This window comes from Mesorhizobium mediterraneum (assembly GCF_002284565.1).
Lineage (GTDB): Bacteria > Pseudomonadota > Alphaproteobacteria > Rhizobiales > Rhizobiaceae > Mesorhizobium > Mesorhizobium mediterraneum.
Window position 1 is genome coordinate 273,352 of the sequence record NZ_NPKI01000026.1, and the last position, 14,538, is coordinate 287,889.

The window sequence follows — 14,538 nt, forward strand, 5'->3', positions numbered from 1 at the left end:
TGTTGTAGTGGCCAACGACGCCAAGCAGATCCGACCGGTTGCAAAAGTCGTCCGCGACTTGCCGTCCGGTCTCGACCTTTCCCTGATCGTCCGCACCCTCAACCATGATGGGAAAGCCTGCAATGCCACCGTCCGCGTTCTGCTCCTCGACCGCGAGCTCGATCGCCTGCTTCATCTCGGCGCCAAGCGCTGCGGCATTTCCCGACAATGGAGCGCCGATTGCGATCCGGATCGCTTCCGACATTGAAATGGTCCTTGCTGAGGCCGAGCTGTTTGTCTGTTCCGAACTGCGCTTGCGCTCATCGGTTCCGTCTCGAGCCGGAAAAATGATGGATTCTTGCTGGCGAGTCTTGGGCGCGCGAAAAAAACGCTGCTGGAACAATCGATCGCCCTGGCGCGTTCGACTGTTTTACACCTGCCCCGGGGGTCCTTGATGGCGCCACGTCCTTTTTGGAAAGGCTATCTGAAGCTTTCGCTGGTGACCTGTCCGGTCGCGATGACGCCCGCAACCACCGAGAGCGAAAAGGTCCGGTTCCACACGCTCAATCGCAAGAGCGGGCATCGGGTCGTCAGCCAATATGTCGACGCCGTTAGCGGCAAGCCCGTTGCTGAAGACGACGAGGTGAAGGGGTATCAGCGCGGTGAGGACGAATACGTGCTGCTCGAGGACGATGAGATCGACGCGGTCGGGCTGGAGAGCACGCGCACCATCGACATCGATATGTTCGTCAATGCCGACAGCATCGGCTGGATTTGGTACGACAAGCCCCATTATCTCACTCCTGACGACCCGGTCGGAGAGGAGGCATTCTCGGTCATTCGCGACGCCATGCAGTCGACAGGGACAGTCGGAATATCGCGACTGGTCATGTATCGCCGCGAGCGCGCCGTCATGCTTGAACCACGAGGCAAGGGCATCGTGCTGTGGACACTGCGCTATGGCGACGAGGTTCGCGATCCCGAGGACTATTTTGGCAAGATCAGCGAAGCCAAACCCGACTCGAAAATGATGGATTTGGTCTCGACCCTGATCGATGAGCGAACCAAGCAGTGGGATCCCGCCATGACCGGAGATCCCGTCCAGGCGCGGCTGCTGGAGATCATTGCCTCGAAGAAGAAGGGCAAGAAGCGTCCGGCCAAGGCCAAGGCCGAGCAACCGCCCAGCAACGTGATCAACATCATGGATGCGCTGCGCAAGAGCATCGGCTCGGAGGGCGGAAAGCGAAAATAGTGCCTGGGAGCAGGCTTGGTCGGGGGGGACAAAGGCAGCACAATGAAGGTCATCCCCCGCGACGGCGGCTTCCCCCTGCCGCTCGACACGCCTCCGATGGAAGCCAAGGCGGCTGATGCGATTCCCGAAGGAGACGGATGGCAATACGAGCGCAAATGGGACGGTTTTCGCTGCCTGGCGTTCCGGCAGGATGATGCGGTGGAGTTGCGCGCAAAGTCAGGCAAGCCGCTCGGACGCTATTTTCCCGAACTAGTCGCGACATTGAAGGAACTGCCGTCGCGCCGTTTTGTCGTCGACGGTGAAATCGTCATCTCGGTCGACGGCAAGCCATCGTTCGACGCCCTCCAGATGCGGCTTCATCCCGCCGAGAGCAGGATCCGCAAGCTGTCTGCGGAAACCCCGGCGCACATCGTCCTGTTCGATATGCTCTGCGACGAGCACGGAACCGTCTGGTTGGCGCGGACCCTGAAAAAACGGCGAGCGATCCTTGAGGCTTTCGTCGCTTCGGCAAACCGCAGGAACATCGTGCTTTCGCACTGTACGCGCGATGTGAAAGAAGCCCGCTCCTGGCTAGGGGCTGCCGGACATGGGGCGACAGACGGCGTGGTCGCCAAGCGGCTGGACGGTCCGTACCAACCGGGGGTGCGCGCGATGGTGAAGGTAAAGCGGTTGCGGTCGGCCGATTGCGTGGTCGGCGGCTTTCGTTATCTCAGCAACAGCCGGCAGGTCGGCTCTCTGCTGCTGGGTCTGTACAACGAGGCCGGCAAGCTCGATCACGTCGGCTTCACCTCGACCATCGCCAAGGACGACAGGGCCGAACTTACCCGCAAACTCGAAGCCATGCGCGAGCCACCCGGCTTCACCGGAAAGGCGCCGGGCGGGCCGAGCCGCTGGAGCACCGAGCGCAGCGGCGAATGGGAGCCGGTCCGGCCCGAATTGGTGGTCGAAGTACGCTTCGATCATGTCACCGGCGACCGTTTCCGGCACGGCACCAAGTTCCTGCGCTGGCGGCCGGACAAGGCTCCGGAGCAATGCACGTTTGAGCAGATCGCCTGAGTCCCTGCGGCGCGTGCTCTCCGTATACGGTTTTCAAGCCGCTTTCTTGCGCCGGCTTCCCGGTTCTTCGATCGGCGCTGCTGCTGCTCGAAAATCCTGCCAGGGATCCGACGACAGCGAGGCAAGCCGGGTTGGTGTGTTCTCGACCGTAAAATAGGCCGGTCCGATGCCGGGGCCGAGTTCGTCCCAGGCAAGCGGCATCGACACCGACGCACCCGGTCGTGCTCTTGTCGAATAGGGGGCGACTGCGGTCGCACCGCGCTGGTTGCGCAGATAGTCGACGAGAATTTTTCCGCGTCGTTTGGACTTGGTGATGGTCGAGACGTAACGGCCTGGGCTGTCGGACGCCATGGAGTCGGCAATCGCCTTGGTGAAGGCCTTTACGACAGGCCATTGCGCTTTCGGCTTCACTGGCGCCACGACGTGAAGGCCCTTGCCGCCGGAGGTCTTGATGAAGGGGACAAGCCCTGCATCCTTCAGCCGGTCGCGCGTCTCGACGGCGGCTTCGATCACCGCCTCCCAGCTCACGCCCTCGCCAGGATCGAGGTCCATGATGATCGTGTCTGGACGCTCCCAATCGCTCACCAACGAGCCCCAGGGGTGGATCTCCAGCGCCGCCGACTGGACAAGGCCGATCAGCCCATCGAGATCATTGATGCTGATCAGCCGCTCGTCGGGCGGGTCCTTGGGATCGTGGACCAGCACGATGTTGGGATTGAGACCCTTCCAGGCATGCTTCTGGAAGAACTGCTCGCCCGAAATGCCGCTTGGGCATCGCACCAGCGCTAACGCCCGGCCGACGATGTAGGGCGATGCATGGCGCCAGACTTCGGCATAATAGTCGGCGAGACCTTCCTTGGTCACGCCCTGGTCAGGCCAATAGAGGCGGTCGGGATGGGTGAGCTTGACGGTCCGGCGCTGAGGTTTGGGTGCTGCCTTGTTCGTCTTCGGCGTTTCGCGGATGATCTCCTTCGCCGGTTTGTCTTCTCGCAATCCGCGGAACGAGGCGTGGCGCAGATTGCCGTCGGCGGTCCAGGCCCGGAACTCGACTTCGGCGACGAGTTCAGGCCTGACATAGCGGGCTTGCCGAGCCTCCTCGGCGCTCAGCCGCTCATCGAACGGGCTTGACGGAATGCGTATCCGCTCGAGCTTCTTGAACAGGTCCTGTGCGACTGCTGCCGTGTAGCCGGTGCCGACGCGTCCGACATGATGAAGCTTACCATCGTCATAGACACCCAGGACGAGCGAGCCGATCGCATTGCGCGAGGTTGTCGAGGGGACGTAGCCGGCCACGACAAATTCCTGTCGCGCCGAGCATTTCGATTTCACCCAGTTCTTGCTGCGGCCCGCGCGGTAAGGCGCATCGCGAAGCTTGGAGACAACACCTTCCAGGCTCAGCCGGCAGGCGTGTCGCAGGACCAGCGTGCCATCCTCCTCAAAATGTCCGCTGTAGCTGATGATGCCGTTATCACTACCAATGACCTTTTCCAGCAATTGCTTGCGCGTGATCAACGCAACGTCGCGCAGATCGTACCCGTCGAGATGAAGCAGGTCGAAGACGTAGAAGCGAAAGCGATCGCTGCGGCCCTCGCTGAGGTCGGCTTGCAACGCGGAAAAATCCGACGCGCCGGCGGATGTCTCGACCACGAGTTCACCATCGATCAGCGCCGTCCCGACAGGTATATCGGCCAGCGCCGAAATGACCGCCTTTCCGAACTTCTTCGTCCAGTCGAGACCGCTGCGCGTCAACAGTTTGACGCGCCCGGCTTCGATCCGTGCCTGCAGCCGGTAGCCGTCGAATTTGATTTCGTGCAGCCAGCGTTCTCCGGACGGCGCGGACGAAACGAGGGTCGCCAGCGTCGGCTCGACGAAATCGGGAAGCGCTGCCTTCTTGGCACCCTTGATCTTTGACGGCTCCGGAACGCCAACGGTGGCGGGCTGCTCTTCCGGGGGAGCGGCCCTCGTGCGGCCGCGGTGCTTGCCAATGCGCCCCGTCTTCGACGACCAGCCGGGCGCTTCTCCGGCGACATCCTCGATCTTGCGGCCGGTGGCGACGGATTCCGGCCGCTCGTCCAGAATGTCAGGATCGCCTTCCGTGCGCGCGGCGTCATCGTCGCCCTTGATCAGCAGCCAGTTCTCGCGCTTCTCCCGCGGCTTTCCGGCCATCCGCACAAGATGCCAGCGGCCGCCAAGCTTCTCCCCGTGAAGTTCGAAATCGAGATGGCCTTTTGCATAGCCGCGATGCGCGTCGCCGATCGTCGTCCAGGTGCCTCTGTCCCACAGGATGACGGTGCCGCCGCCATATTCGCCCTTCGGGATGGTGCCTTCGAAACCGCCATACTCCAAGGGATGATCCTCGACATGAACGGCAAGGCGCTTCTCGCCGGGGATCAGGCTCGGCCCTTTGGTGACGGCCCAGCTCTTCAGGACGCCGTCCATTTCCAAACGGAAATCATAGTGGAGCCGCGTCGCATCATGCTTCTGTATGACGAAGCTGTTCCCCGTCCTCGGCGCCTTGCGGCCCTGGGGCTCCGGGGTGACGGAAAAATCGCGCTTCTTGCGGTAGGTCTCGAGCGCCATCGGTCAGCCGGCCTTCCGACGCGGCGCTGTCTGCTTCGGCTTCGCGTGACGAGCCGGCTTTGATTTTGCCGCGGGTTTTCTGGTCGAGGGCGGCTTGCCGCCACCGCCGGCACTCTGGCGCAGCGCGTCCATAAGATCGACGACCTTTTCCCGCTTGGGCTGCTTCGGAACTGCGATCTTCTTGCCTTCGAGCTTTGCCTTCACAAGCTCGGCCAGCGCTGCCTCATAACGGTCGTCGAATTTGGTCGGATCGAATTTGCCCTTCTTGGTCTTGATAATGTGTTCGGCCAGTTCGAGCATCTCACCCGTGATCTTCATGTCGGGCACGTTGTCGAAGGCCTCCTCTGCCGAGCGCACCTCGTAGTCGAAATTCAGCGTCGTTGCGACCAGCCCTTCGTCATAGGCCCGGATGAGCAAGGTCCGGACGCGCCGGAACAGGACGGTCTGGGCGATCGCGGCGACTTTCTTCCTGCGCATGCCTTCGCGGATCAGCCCAAATGCTTCTTCCGCGTGTTTGTCCGGCGGGGCCAGATAATACGGCTTGTCGAAATACACGTCGTCGACATCGGAACAGCCGATGAAGGCCGAGACGGACAACGTTTTGTCGCTCTCGGGGACGGCGGCTGCGACCTCATCGGGTTCGAGCACGACGTAGTCACCCGCGCTGATCTCATAGCCTTTGACCTGATCGTCCTTCTCGACGGATTTGCCGCTATCGCTGTCGACGAACGCGCGATGCACCCTATGTCCCGTGGCGCGGTTTACCGTGTGGAAGGCGATCCGTTCTGAAGTCGAGGCAGCCGTATAGAGCGCCACCGGACAGCTAAGTTCTCCAATTTTCAGGAAGCCCTTCCAATTTGCTCTCGGCGCCAAGACAACAGCCTCACTGTCACAAGCGTTTGCACTGGAAATGCAACGTGGCGGCGCGCAGATTTGTTCCTTGGTGCCTACACGGCGATGATCGGATGCCTGGCCTACAGACAAACCGTTCCGCTGCAACCAAATTCATGACCCGCCGTTGTCGAGCAGGAAGGGAGCGGTTGGCCATGACGAGACTATCATTGACGAGACTGTCGTTTTTGTCGGCTCTGGTTGCGGCTCTGGCTTTAGCGGGCTGCAGCAACGAGGCCGAACCGACACAGGGCAGCACCAGCAGCACTGAACCGACTCAGAGCAACACCAACACCGTCGAGCAAAGTCCCGAGGTCGACAAAGATCCTACGCCCAAGTCGTCGACGGGCGGCGATCAACCCGGTACGCCGCCGGCGCAATGAAACCGGTCAACCGACCGGTTCTACGAGGAAGCCGTCTCTTCCCGGATGCATTCTCGACGCAAGGGCGCCGGGTTTCAACCCGACCGGCTCTGCTCGACCAAATGGTAGCTATACCGATCTCGAATGAACGCGTTGAAGAAGCGGCCTTTTGACGGGGCTTTGCGGAATTCAGTGTAAGTCTGCGGCGGCACGTCGTCGTAATCGTAGCGATTCCCACTTGGAACAAACCATACGGAGAGGGTCCTCGTCGCCGGATCGTAATTGATGCTTTGGATAGCAGTTGAAGGCATTTCCCAACACTCGACGCGTCTGGGCAATAACCCGCCCCGGCGATCCAGGTTCCGCCTCGTAAAGATAGGAGGCGATGATCCGGCCGGCTCGGCGCCTCCAAGACCTTGCCGCCACCGGGCGGCTTCACCAATTAGGATTGATGCCACCGCTCAAAACCAAGCAACCGGAAATCGCCGGCCAAGGCGACCTGTTTGGCGCGCCCGATTTTCGTGCGCTCGACGATCTGCCGGAGGGATTTCACTACCAGCCGGAGTTGATCACGGCGGAGGAAGAGGCTGAGCTGGTGCGGCAGCTCGAAAGTCTCGCCTTCCAGCCTTTCGACTTTCATGGCCACCTCGCAAACCGGCGCGTCGCCGGTTTTGGCCTGCGCTACGATTTCGACCAACGCAAAGTCGTCGCGGCGCCGCCGATCCCGGCTTTTCTGATGCCGCTTAGGGAGAAGGCGGCAGCATTTGCGCGGCTGCCCGTCGACGCTTTCGTGCAGGTCTTGATCAACGAGTACCGACCCGGCGCCGGTATCGGATGGCATCGCGACAAGCCGCATTTCGATGCCGTGGCCGGCGTTTCCCTTCTTGCGCCATGCAGCTTTCGGCTGCGCCGGAAGAACGGCACGAGATGGGATCGCGAGACCATCATCGTCGAGCCAAGGTCTGCTTACCTGATGACGGGCCCGGCGCGCACCGAATGGGAGCACAGCATCCCTCCGGTTGCCGCGCACCGCTATTCGATCACCTTGCGGAGCCTGCGGCCGCAACGTTCGCTTCCGTCGAAAGGGGTGGTTCGATGACAAGGATCGAGACCGGCTCCTGTTTTTGCGGTTCGATAACGGCTGAGATGCATGGCGACCCGTTCTGGATTTGCTCCGATCACGACGACGATTGCCGCAAGGCCATAGGGAGCCCGCTGACCGTCTGGGTCGGCTATCGACCGGCGCAATTCAGATTGCTGACCGGCGCGCCGAAGACGTTCTCAAGGACTGAAGGCGTGCTCCGCACCTTCTGCGCCGATTGCGGCACATCCATAGCCTATCTCGACCAGGGGCTTCCCGAAGAACTCTATCTGACGATCGGCTTCTTCGACCACCCCGAACGCTTTGCGCCGCAGGCTCATGCCTATTGGGACATGAAGCTGCCGTGGGTGGAATTTCCCGACGATCTGCCGCGCGTGGGAAGATATTCAAGACGGCGCGATCCGGCGGTCGGAAATCCAGCCGATCGGTAACCGGCAAAACGCCGCCGATGGAACCCGAATGGCCCTAGCCGAATTGAATTGCGATCAAGTTCGTAATCCAAACACCAGCGGCGATCAGGGTTTACCGATGTCTCTTATCCCAGTTTGGCAAGACATCGCCGCGCGCTTGCTTCTGACCGTGCTCGCCGGTTCATTGATCGGCCTCGACCGGGAGGCGCGCGGACAGGCGGCCGGCCTCAGGACAACGATCCTGGTCGGGCTGGCGGCTGCGATCGCAATGACACAGGCCACTATTCTGCTGGGGGTCGGCGGCAAAGATCCGGATTCCTTTGCCCGGATGGACGTGCTGCGCTTTCCCTTGGGCGTGTTGACAGGCGTCGGCTTCATCGGCGGCGGCGCCATTCTTCGCCGGGGCAGTCTTGTCAGCGGCGTCACCACGGCAGCGACGTTGTGGATGATGACAATGATCGGATTGGCTTTCGGGGGTGGCCAATACGCCTTGGGCGCGGCCGGGACGGCGCTGACGCTGATCATTCTGCTCGTGTTGAAATGGGTCGATCTGGTGATACCGCGCGAACATCATGCTACCCTGGCGCTCACCTGGAAGGCGGCGGATCATGAAGAGCTTGACGCAATCGTCGGCCCTTCCGGTTATCGGCCACGCCTGGTTGGAATGGAGCGGCGCCCGGATCGCGACAACCCCGTGATGTCGTTCGAAATCAGTTGGAGGCGGCCTGACAGGGCACCGCCGCCGACGGATTTGTTGGCATTGGTCGGTGAGCATTGCGAGATCGAGAAGTTTGATCTCCTCAGCGAAGCGCGATAACCGCTGCATTGATTGCTAAGTGAGCCGGGATTGCCAGGTGGGCCGGGCACCAAGGCCGGCAGCATCGGCTGCACGAAACGGGCATGATCGCTTCTTCACGCTGCTTTCGATACCTATCTGTCGAGTGCAAGGCGTATATCGGGAATAGGCAAGATTTGGCACAACGATCGGGAAGCGCAGACCTTCCACTTCATGGCGGACGCGTGCCGAAATGGCTCGGCGACCGCATGACGCGCCTTGGCGCAGTCATGTGCGAGGCGATCATTCACCACTACGGCCGCGAGGAGCTGCTGCGCCGGTTGGCGCATCCCTTCTGGTTCCAGTCGTTTGGCGCCGTGATGGGAATGGACTGGCATTCCTCCGGCATCACGACCAGCGTCATCGGCGCCTTGAAACGCGGGTTGGCGCCGCTCTCCGGCGAACTCGGCATTCACGTGTGCGGCGGCCGCGGCTCGCATTCGCGCAAGACCCCGCACGAGCTTGCGGTCATCGGCGAGCGCGTCGGCTTCGACGGAGCAGGCCTGGCAACGGCCAGCCGGCTCGTCGCCAAGGTTGACAGTGCCGCCGTTCAGGACGGCTTCGATCTCTATCTGCATGGCTTCATCGTGACCGATGACGGCGACTGGGTCGTGGTCCAGCAGGGGATGAATGGCGACAGCAAGGTGGCGCGCCGCTATCATTGGCTGTCCGAAGGCCTGAAGAGCTTCGTCGACCAGCCGCATGCCGCCATCGAGGGCGCCAACCAGGGCGAGATCGTCAACCTGACCGACCGCCGGGCCCACGCATCGCGCAAGGGGCAGCTGGAGCTCCTGCAGGACCTCGGACCGGATCGCATTCTGAGGGAATTCGCCGCGCTCGAGCGTGACGTGGCTACGGCGCCGGAACCGGACCAGCCAATGCTGCCGCACCTCGTCATGCCGGCACACCACGACGTTCGCGAAAGCGATATCGTCATGCACCGTCTTCATGGGAACATGGCGGCGGCTGCGGAGCGTGGCCCCGCTGATTTCTCCGAGCTTCTCCTAGTCCCCGGCGTCGGCGCGCGCACGGTGCGGGCGCTGGCGCTGGTGGCCGAGGTTCTGCATGGCGCGCCATGCCGGTTTTCCGATCCCGGCCGCTTCTCGCTGGCGCATGGCGGCAAGGACAGGCATCCGTTTCCTGTGCCGCTGAAGGTCTATGACGAGACGATCGGCGTGCTGAAGTCCGCCGTCCACAAGGCCAGGCTCGGCCGCGACGAAGAAATAGGTGCCTTGAAGCGGCTGGACGACCAATCGCGGCAGGTTGAGCGCTATGTCACGGGCCCCAGCCTGAAGGAAATTATTGCCGGAGAGTTCGACCAATCGCATCTGCTCGGCGGTCGCAGCGTGTTCGGCTGGGAGCCCGCACCCGAGGCGCCCGCGGACGTCAGGCAAGTCAAACAAAAGGGATAATCGGGCCGAATCGCAATTCAGCGGACCTGGCCTGATCCGCATTCGGCTTCAGGCGTCCAGGTCAATCAAGGCGATACCGAGTTCCGGGCGTTTCCTGCGGTGCAGATGCCCAGGCGCTTCCACCAAAGTGACTTCGAGTGTCGGCTGAACGATGCCTTCGAGCAGATGTCCGCCCTTCGTGCTGCCGTCGCGCAACCCGAGCACCGCGTGAACGTGAAGGCTGGGCTTGCCGTCGTCGCCGATCGCAATATCGCCGATCGCGCTGAGCACCTCGCACTGTTCCAGCACCGGGATTTTCCGATAGGTCTTTTCCCTGGGGTCGAACCAGCCGACAGTCGCCCTTTCGAAGGCGCCGAGCGCGGTCAGCGAGGCGCCGCCGATGTCCTGATCGACCGCGAAAGAGGTAAGCGCTGCGAACGCTTCCTCGCCAGGATCAAGCACCACCACGAATGTCCTTTGTCCGGCGCTTTCGGCGACGAGCTGCGATTTCATGGTTTCACTCCAGACGCCATGTCGGCTTTTGCGTTGTCGTCTTTTCAGTCGACTGAGTTTGAACGAAATGACGGCTGGAGAGTTCCGAATGCCAATTCGAAGCTGGCGATTGGACCGCGCGTCTGGAGGAGACGCGATCACAGGCGCGTGAGGGAGGGAACCTTGGCTTCAGCGGATGGTTTGGCCGGCTTGAGACGCAGCCAGCCTGGAGCCAGCCATGTCCGATGCCAAATCCCCCAGCAAACCCACATTGCCCGTCCTCAGCCGACGCGGCTTCATGACCGGATCCGTTTCGGCGGCCGCGGCTGCGCCGCTGCTGGCGAAGTCGGTGAAAGCGGCTGAACAATCAACCGCAAGTTTGGCCGGGCCGCGCGATCTGTCGACGATTTCGATTCGCATCAACAGGCAAGCCTACAATCTCGCCCTCGACAATCGCACGAGCCTGCTTGACGCGCTGCGCGATCATGTCGGCCTGACGGGCACAAAGAAGGGTTGTGACCACGGCCAGTGCGGGGCTTGCACTGTGCTTGTCGATGGCAAGCGTGTGCTTTCCTGCCTGAGCTTCGCCATCATGAATGAAGGTCGTGAAATCACGACCGTGGAGGGGATCGCTTCCGTCGACGGGAGTCTGCACCCGATGCAGCAGGCTTTCATCGACAACGATGCTTTCCAGTGCGGCTACTGCACGCCGGGCCAGATCATGTCAGCCATCGGCTGCGTCAACGAGGGCCACGCCGGTTCGGAAGACGACATCCGCGAATATATGAGCGGTAATCTATGCCGGTGCGCCGCCTATCCGAACATTGTCGCCGCCATTGTCCAGGCGCGAGACGAGACCAGGAGGGCCTGAGATGCGCCCCTTCGCTTACGAAAGACCGACCAACGTTTCCGCGGCCGTCGCCGCCGCCTCGCATTTTACTGATGCGCGCGTTCCCCCGACACAGGCCAACGCCCAATTCATCGCCGGCGGCACCAATATGGCCGATTACATGAAGCTTGGCGTGGCGCAGCCCGAGCGCCTGCTCGATCTCAACGGTCTGGCCGAACCGGCCTTGCGGCAGATCAGGATCAGCGACGACACCATCCGTTTCGGCGCGCTGGTTCGCATGGGCGAGGCGGCAGACAGGGCCGAGATCAAGCGCCGTTGCCCGCTGCTTGCCGAAAGCCTGAAATTGGCGGCCAGCGGCCAGATCCGCAACATGGCCAGCCTGGCCGGCAATGTGCTGCAGCGGACGCGGTGCGAGTATTTTCGCGAGACATCCTGGCCGTGCAACAAGCGCGAGCCGGGATCCGGTTGCGCTGCGCTGGAAGGCTTGAACCGGCAGCATGCGGTCCTCGGCACCAGCGACACCTGTATAGCTACCTATCACGGCGATTTCGCCCAGGCCCTGATCGCGCTCGACGCCGTCATCGAAGCCGAGGGGAGGAAGGGCTTGCGCAGGATACCTTTCGCCAAGCTGCACCACCTGCCCGGCGATACGCCCAACATAGAGACAGATCTGGCAGCCGACGAAGTCATCGTAGCCATCGATGTTCCAATCAGGGCCTGGAGCCACCGCTCGCGCTTCCTGAAGATCCGCGATCGCGAATCCTATGCGTTTGCGCTGGCCTCGGCGGCCGTCGCTCTCGATATGGACGGTGACAAGGTCAGGCAAGCACGCATAGCGCTTGGCGGCGTGGCGACCGTGCCTTGGCGCGCAAGGGCGGCTGAAGAGGCATTGCACGGCAAGGTGCTCGATCGCGATGCAGCCGAGGCCGCCGCCGAGATCGCATTCGCCGAGGCGAAGCCAAGGGAACACAATGCATTCAAGGTGCCACTCGGCAAACGCACTCTGGTGCGAGCCTTGCTCGAAACACGCGACATGAAGGTCCCATCATGAACCAAGCTGCCCCCGCGCCGAAAGAGAATATGGGAAATCCCGTTCCCCGGATCGATGCCCGCCTGAAGGTTACCGGCCAGGCTGGTTACCCAGCCGACCTTGCGACCGCGAATGTCGCCTATGGCGTGCTTGCCACCAGCACCATCGCCAAGGGCAGCATTTCCGCCCTCCGGCTCGAGAGGGCCCGTGCGGTGCCCGGCGTCCTCGATATCGTCAGCGTCGGTGATATGGATGAGGTCGACAAGCCAGAATTCGGCAATACCGGCGCAAGCTCGATCGCTCCGCTGCACGACAAGACCATCTTCCATGACGGCCAGATCATCGCTCTGGTGGTTGCCGAGACATTCGAGGCGGCGGCGGAGGCAGCTATGCTGATCCGCGCCGACTATGCGCAAGAAACACCCAGCGCCAGCTTCGATTCCCGGGGAACCAGGATCGAGCCTGCCGCCGGCAAAAGTCCGATGTACAAGGAGAACCTTAAAGCCGGCGATTTCGACGCGGCCTATGCTGCGGCTGCGGTGAAGATCGACCAGAAATACTCGACGCCGACCCAGCACCACAATCCGATCGAGCTGTTTTCCACGACGGCGTGGTGGCAGGGCGACCAACTCACCGTGCACGAGCCAAGTCAGAACGTCACCGGCTGGAAGACCGAACTGGCACGGCAACTGAAGATCGACCCGGCCAATGTACGGATCGTCAGTCCCTATATCGGCGGTGCTTTCGGCTCCAAGGGGCCGATGACCGCCCGCACGGCGATCGTGGCGGTCGCGGCCCGCCGGGTCGGCCGGCCGGTGCGCTGCGTGGTCAGCCGCCTGCAGGCTTACGACACACAAACCTATAGGGCGGAGACCCGGCACCGCATCCGTATCGGCGCGAACAGGGACGGCCGCATCACCGCCTTCGGTCACGAAGGCTGGGAAGTGACCTCGCGACTCGATCCCTATGTCGTCGGCGGCACCTCGGCGACCAGCCGCATGTACAATTACGGCTCGGTGCTGACCCGCGTCTCTCTTGTGCATGCAGACCGCAACACACCCGGCTACATGCGTTCGCCGCCCGAGACGCCCTACGTCTATGCGCTCGAAAACGCCATGGACGAAATGGCTGTGGAACTCGGCATGGATCCGGTCGAATTCCGCCGCATCAACGAGCCGGAAAAGGAACCGATCGGCGGCAAGCCGTTCTCCAGCAGATCGCTGATCAAGTGCTATGACCAGGCCGCGGAGGCCTTCGGCTGGTCAAAGCGCGAAGCGGCAGTAGGCTCGATGCGTGATGGCGACTGGCTGGTCGGCATGGGCTGTGCGACCGCCATCTACCCGACCGCCGCAGCACCCTGCGCAGCCCGTGTCCGCCTGACCGACGACGGCCATGTTCGTGTCCAATCCGGCTCGCACGAGATCGGCACCGGCGTGCGCACCGTAGCGGGGCAGATGGCGGCCGAACGGCTTGGCGTCGATATCGACAAGGTGAGCGTCGAGATGGGCGACAGCACCTTGCCGCCGGCGCCGGTCTCTGGCGGCTCGATTTCGACCGCAAGTGTCTGCTCGGCGGTTCTGAAAGCCTGCGACGCGATTCGCGAAAAACTCTTCGCCGCGGCTGTCGGGGAAGGCGGACCGCTGGCGGGGTCCGGCAAGGCAAAGTTGGAAATGGAAAAGGAGGCCGTCGTCACCGATAGCGGCAAGTCGGCCAGACTGTCCGACGTCTTCAACGCGATGCAGATCGGCGCGCTCGAAGAATATGCCGAGTTTGCGCCGAAAGGCTCGTCGCCGGAGGCCTTGAAGAAGCTCTATGCCGGGCAGGCGGAATTCCACGGCGGCGATCAGGACGAGGATTCGGTGAAATACGCCTATGGCGCAGAATTGGTTGAAGTGCGCATCAACAGCTACACGAGGGAGATCCGGGTACCCCGCATCGTCGGCGCCTTTGCCGCCGGCCGCATCATGAATACGCGCACCGCGCGCAGCCAGTTGATGGGCGGCATGATCTGGGGCATTGGTCAGGCCCTGCACGAGGCGACCGAAATCGACCAGCGCCATGCCCGCTACGTCAACCGCGATCTGCAGGACTATCTGGTGCCGGTCAACGCCGACATAAAGCAGCTTGAGGTGATCCTAGTCCCGGAAGTCGATCACGCGGTCAACCCGGCCGGCGTCAAGGGATTGGGCGAACTCGGCAATGTCGGAACGGCAGCCGCCGTCGCAAGCGCGGTGTATCACGCCACCGGCAGGCGTATCCGCGATCTGCCGATCAGAATAGAGGATTTAATAGTATAATTTGCTCCGGT

General features: G+C 62.2%; 14 protein-coding genes and 1 pseudogene. 10 read left to right on the forward strand and 5 right to left on the reverse strand.

What is annotated here, in order from left to right; all coding sequences use genetic code 11:
- Window positions 1-16 precede the first annotated feature (16 nt).
- A pseudogene (locus CIT25_RS38715) lies at window positions 17-244 on the reverse strand (ABC transporter substrate-binding protein); the annotation flags it as partial.
- 189 nt (window positions 245-433) lie between these two features.
- On the opposite strand from CIT25_RS38715, the gene ku (CIT25_RS21240) reads away from it, so the two are divergent.
- Both ku (CIT25_RS21240) and CIT25_RS21245 read left to right on the forward strand, forming a co-directional pair.
- Window positions 434-1,231 (forward strand): non-homologous end joining protein Ku, encoded by a 798-nt coding sequence (gene ku, locus CIT25_RS21240; RefSeq protein ID WP_095486452.1) that lies wholly within the window; start codon window positions 434-436, stop codon window positions 1,229-1,231.
- Window positions 1,232-1,273: 42 nt separating this feature from the next.
- A complete protein-coding gene (locus CIT25_RS21245) occupies window positions 1,274-2,287 on the forward strand; it encodes an ATP-dependent DNA ligase (RefSeq protein WP_095486453.1) in 1,014 nt (337 codons plus the stop codon).
- A 33-nt stretch (window positions 2,288-2,320) separates the two neighbouring features.
- Here the strand turns inward: CIT25_RS21245 and ligD are convergent, their stop codons facing one another.
- Both ligD and ku (CIT25_RS21255) read right to left on the reverse strand, forming a co-directional pair.
- Window positions 2,321-4,867: a DNA ligase D gene (gene ligD / locus CIT25_RS21250; protein ID WP_095486454.1), complete on the reverse strand. Its 2,547-nt coding sequence runs from the start codon at window positions 4,865-4,867 to the stop codon at window positions 2,321-2,323.
- 3 nt (window positions 4,868-4,870) lie between these two features.
- Window positions 4,871-5,740, reverse strand: coding sequence for a non-homologous end joining protein Ku (gene ku, locus CIT25_RS21255; protein ID WP_095486455.1), 870 nt, complete (start codon window positions 5,738-5,740; stop codon window positions 4,871-4,873).
- 173 nt (window positions 5,741-5,913) lie between these two features.
- On the opposite strand from ku (CIT25_RS21255), the gene CIT25_RS21260 reads away from it, so the two are divergent.
- Window positions 5,914-6,141: a hypothetical protein gene (locus CIT25_RS21260; RefSeq protein WP_095486617.1), complete on the forward strand. Its 228-nt coding sequence runs from the start codon at window positions 5,914-5,916 to the stop codon at window positions 6,139-6,141.
- 74 nt (window positions 6,142-6,215) lie between these two features.
- On the opposite strand, the gene CIT25_RS21265 is transcribed toward CIT25_RS21260, so the two are convergent.
- Window positions 6,216-6,431: a KTSC domain-containing protein gene (locus CIT25_RS21265; RefSeq protein ID WP_095486456.1), complete on the reverse strand. Its 216-nt coding sequence runs from the start codon at window positions 6,429-6,431 to the stop codon at window positions 6,216-6,218.
- Window positions 6,432-6,571: 140 nt separating this feature from the next.
- Between CIT25_RS21265 and CIT25_RS21270 the strand changes: the two genes are divergently transcribed.
- From CIT25_RS21270 to CIT25_RS21285, 4 genes are all read left to right on the forward strand, one after another.
- Complete coding sequence (locus CIT25_RS21270) at window positions 6,572-7,219, forward strand: alpha-ketoglutarate-dependent dioxygenase AlkB (protein ID WP_095486457.1); 648 nt, start codon at window positions 6,572-6,574, stop codon at window positions 7,217-7,219.
- The gene (locus CIT25_RS21275; RefSeq protein ID WP_095486458.1) at window positions 7,216-7,653 is read left to right on the forward strand and encodes a GFA family protein; all 438 of its coding nucleotides are present in this window, start codon (window positions 7,216-7,218) and stop codon (window positions 7,651-7,653) included. The genes CIT25_RS21270 and CIT25_RS21275 overlap by 4 nt, the downstream gene beginning before the upstream one ends.
- Before the next feature lie 28 nt (window positions 7,654-7,681).
- Entirely contained in the window at window positions 7,682-8,449 is a 768-nt protein-coding gene (locus CIT25_RS21280; RefSeq protein ID WP_425351749.1) for an MgtC/SapB family protein, read from the forward strand.
- A 155-nt stretch (window positions 8,450-8,604) separates the two neighbouring features.
- Window positions 8,605-9,879, forward strand: a complete 1,275-nt coding sequence (locus CIT25_RS21285; protein WP_095486460.1) for a DUF763 domain-containing protein — start codon at window positions 8,605-8,607, stop codon at window positions 9,877-9,879.
- Between the two features lie 48 nt (window positions 9,880-9,927).
- Here CIT25_RS21285 and CIT25_RS21290 read toward each other — a convergent pair whose 3' ends face one another.
- Complete coding sequence (locus tag CIT25_RS21290) at window positions 9,928-10,371, reverse strand: PPC domain-containing DNA-binding protein (protein WP_095486461.1); 444 nt, start codon at window positions 10,369-10,371, stop codon at window positions 9,928-9,930.
- A 217-nt stretch (window positions 10,372-10,588) separates the two neighbouring features.
- On the opposite strand from CIT25_RS21290, the gene CIT25_RS21295 reads away from it, so the two are divergent.
- Genes CIT25_RS21295 through CIT25_RS21305 form a run of 3 tightly spaced genes read left to right on the forward strand, consistent with a single transcriptional unit; the run spans window position 10,589 to window position 14,527 of the window.
- Window positions 10,589-11,221 carry a (2Fe-2S)-binding protein gene (locus CIT25_RS21295; protein ID WP_095486462.1) on the forward strand — a complete coding sequence of 211 codons (633 nt, stop codon included), beginning with the start codon at window positions 10,589-10,591 and terminating at the stop codon, window positions 11,219-11,221.
- A gap of 1 nt (window position 11,222) precedes the next feature.
- Window positions 11,223-12,251 (forward strand): FAD binding domain-containing protein, encoded by a 1,029-nt coding sequence (locus CIT25_RS21300; RefSeq protein WP_095486463.1) that lies wholly within the window; start codon window positions 11,223-11,225, stop codon window positions 12,249-12,251.
- On the forward strand, window positions 12,248-14,527 hold the full coding sequence (locus tag CIT25_RS21305) for a xanthine dehydrogenase family protein molybdopterin-binding subunit (RefSeq protein WP_095486464.1): 2,280 nt from the start codon (window positions 12,248-12,250) through the stop codon (window positions 14,525-14,527). Before CIT25_RS21300 ends, CIT25_RS21305 begins: the two co-directional genes overlap by 4 nt.
- Window positions 14,528-14,538 lie beyond the last annotated feature (11 nt).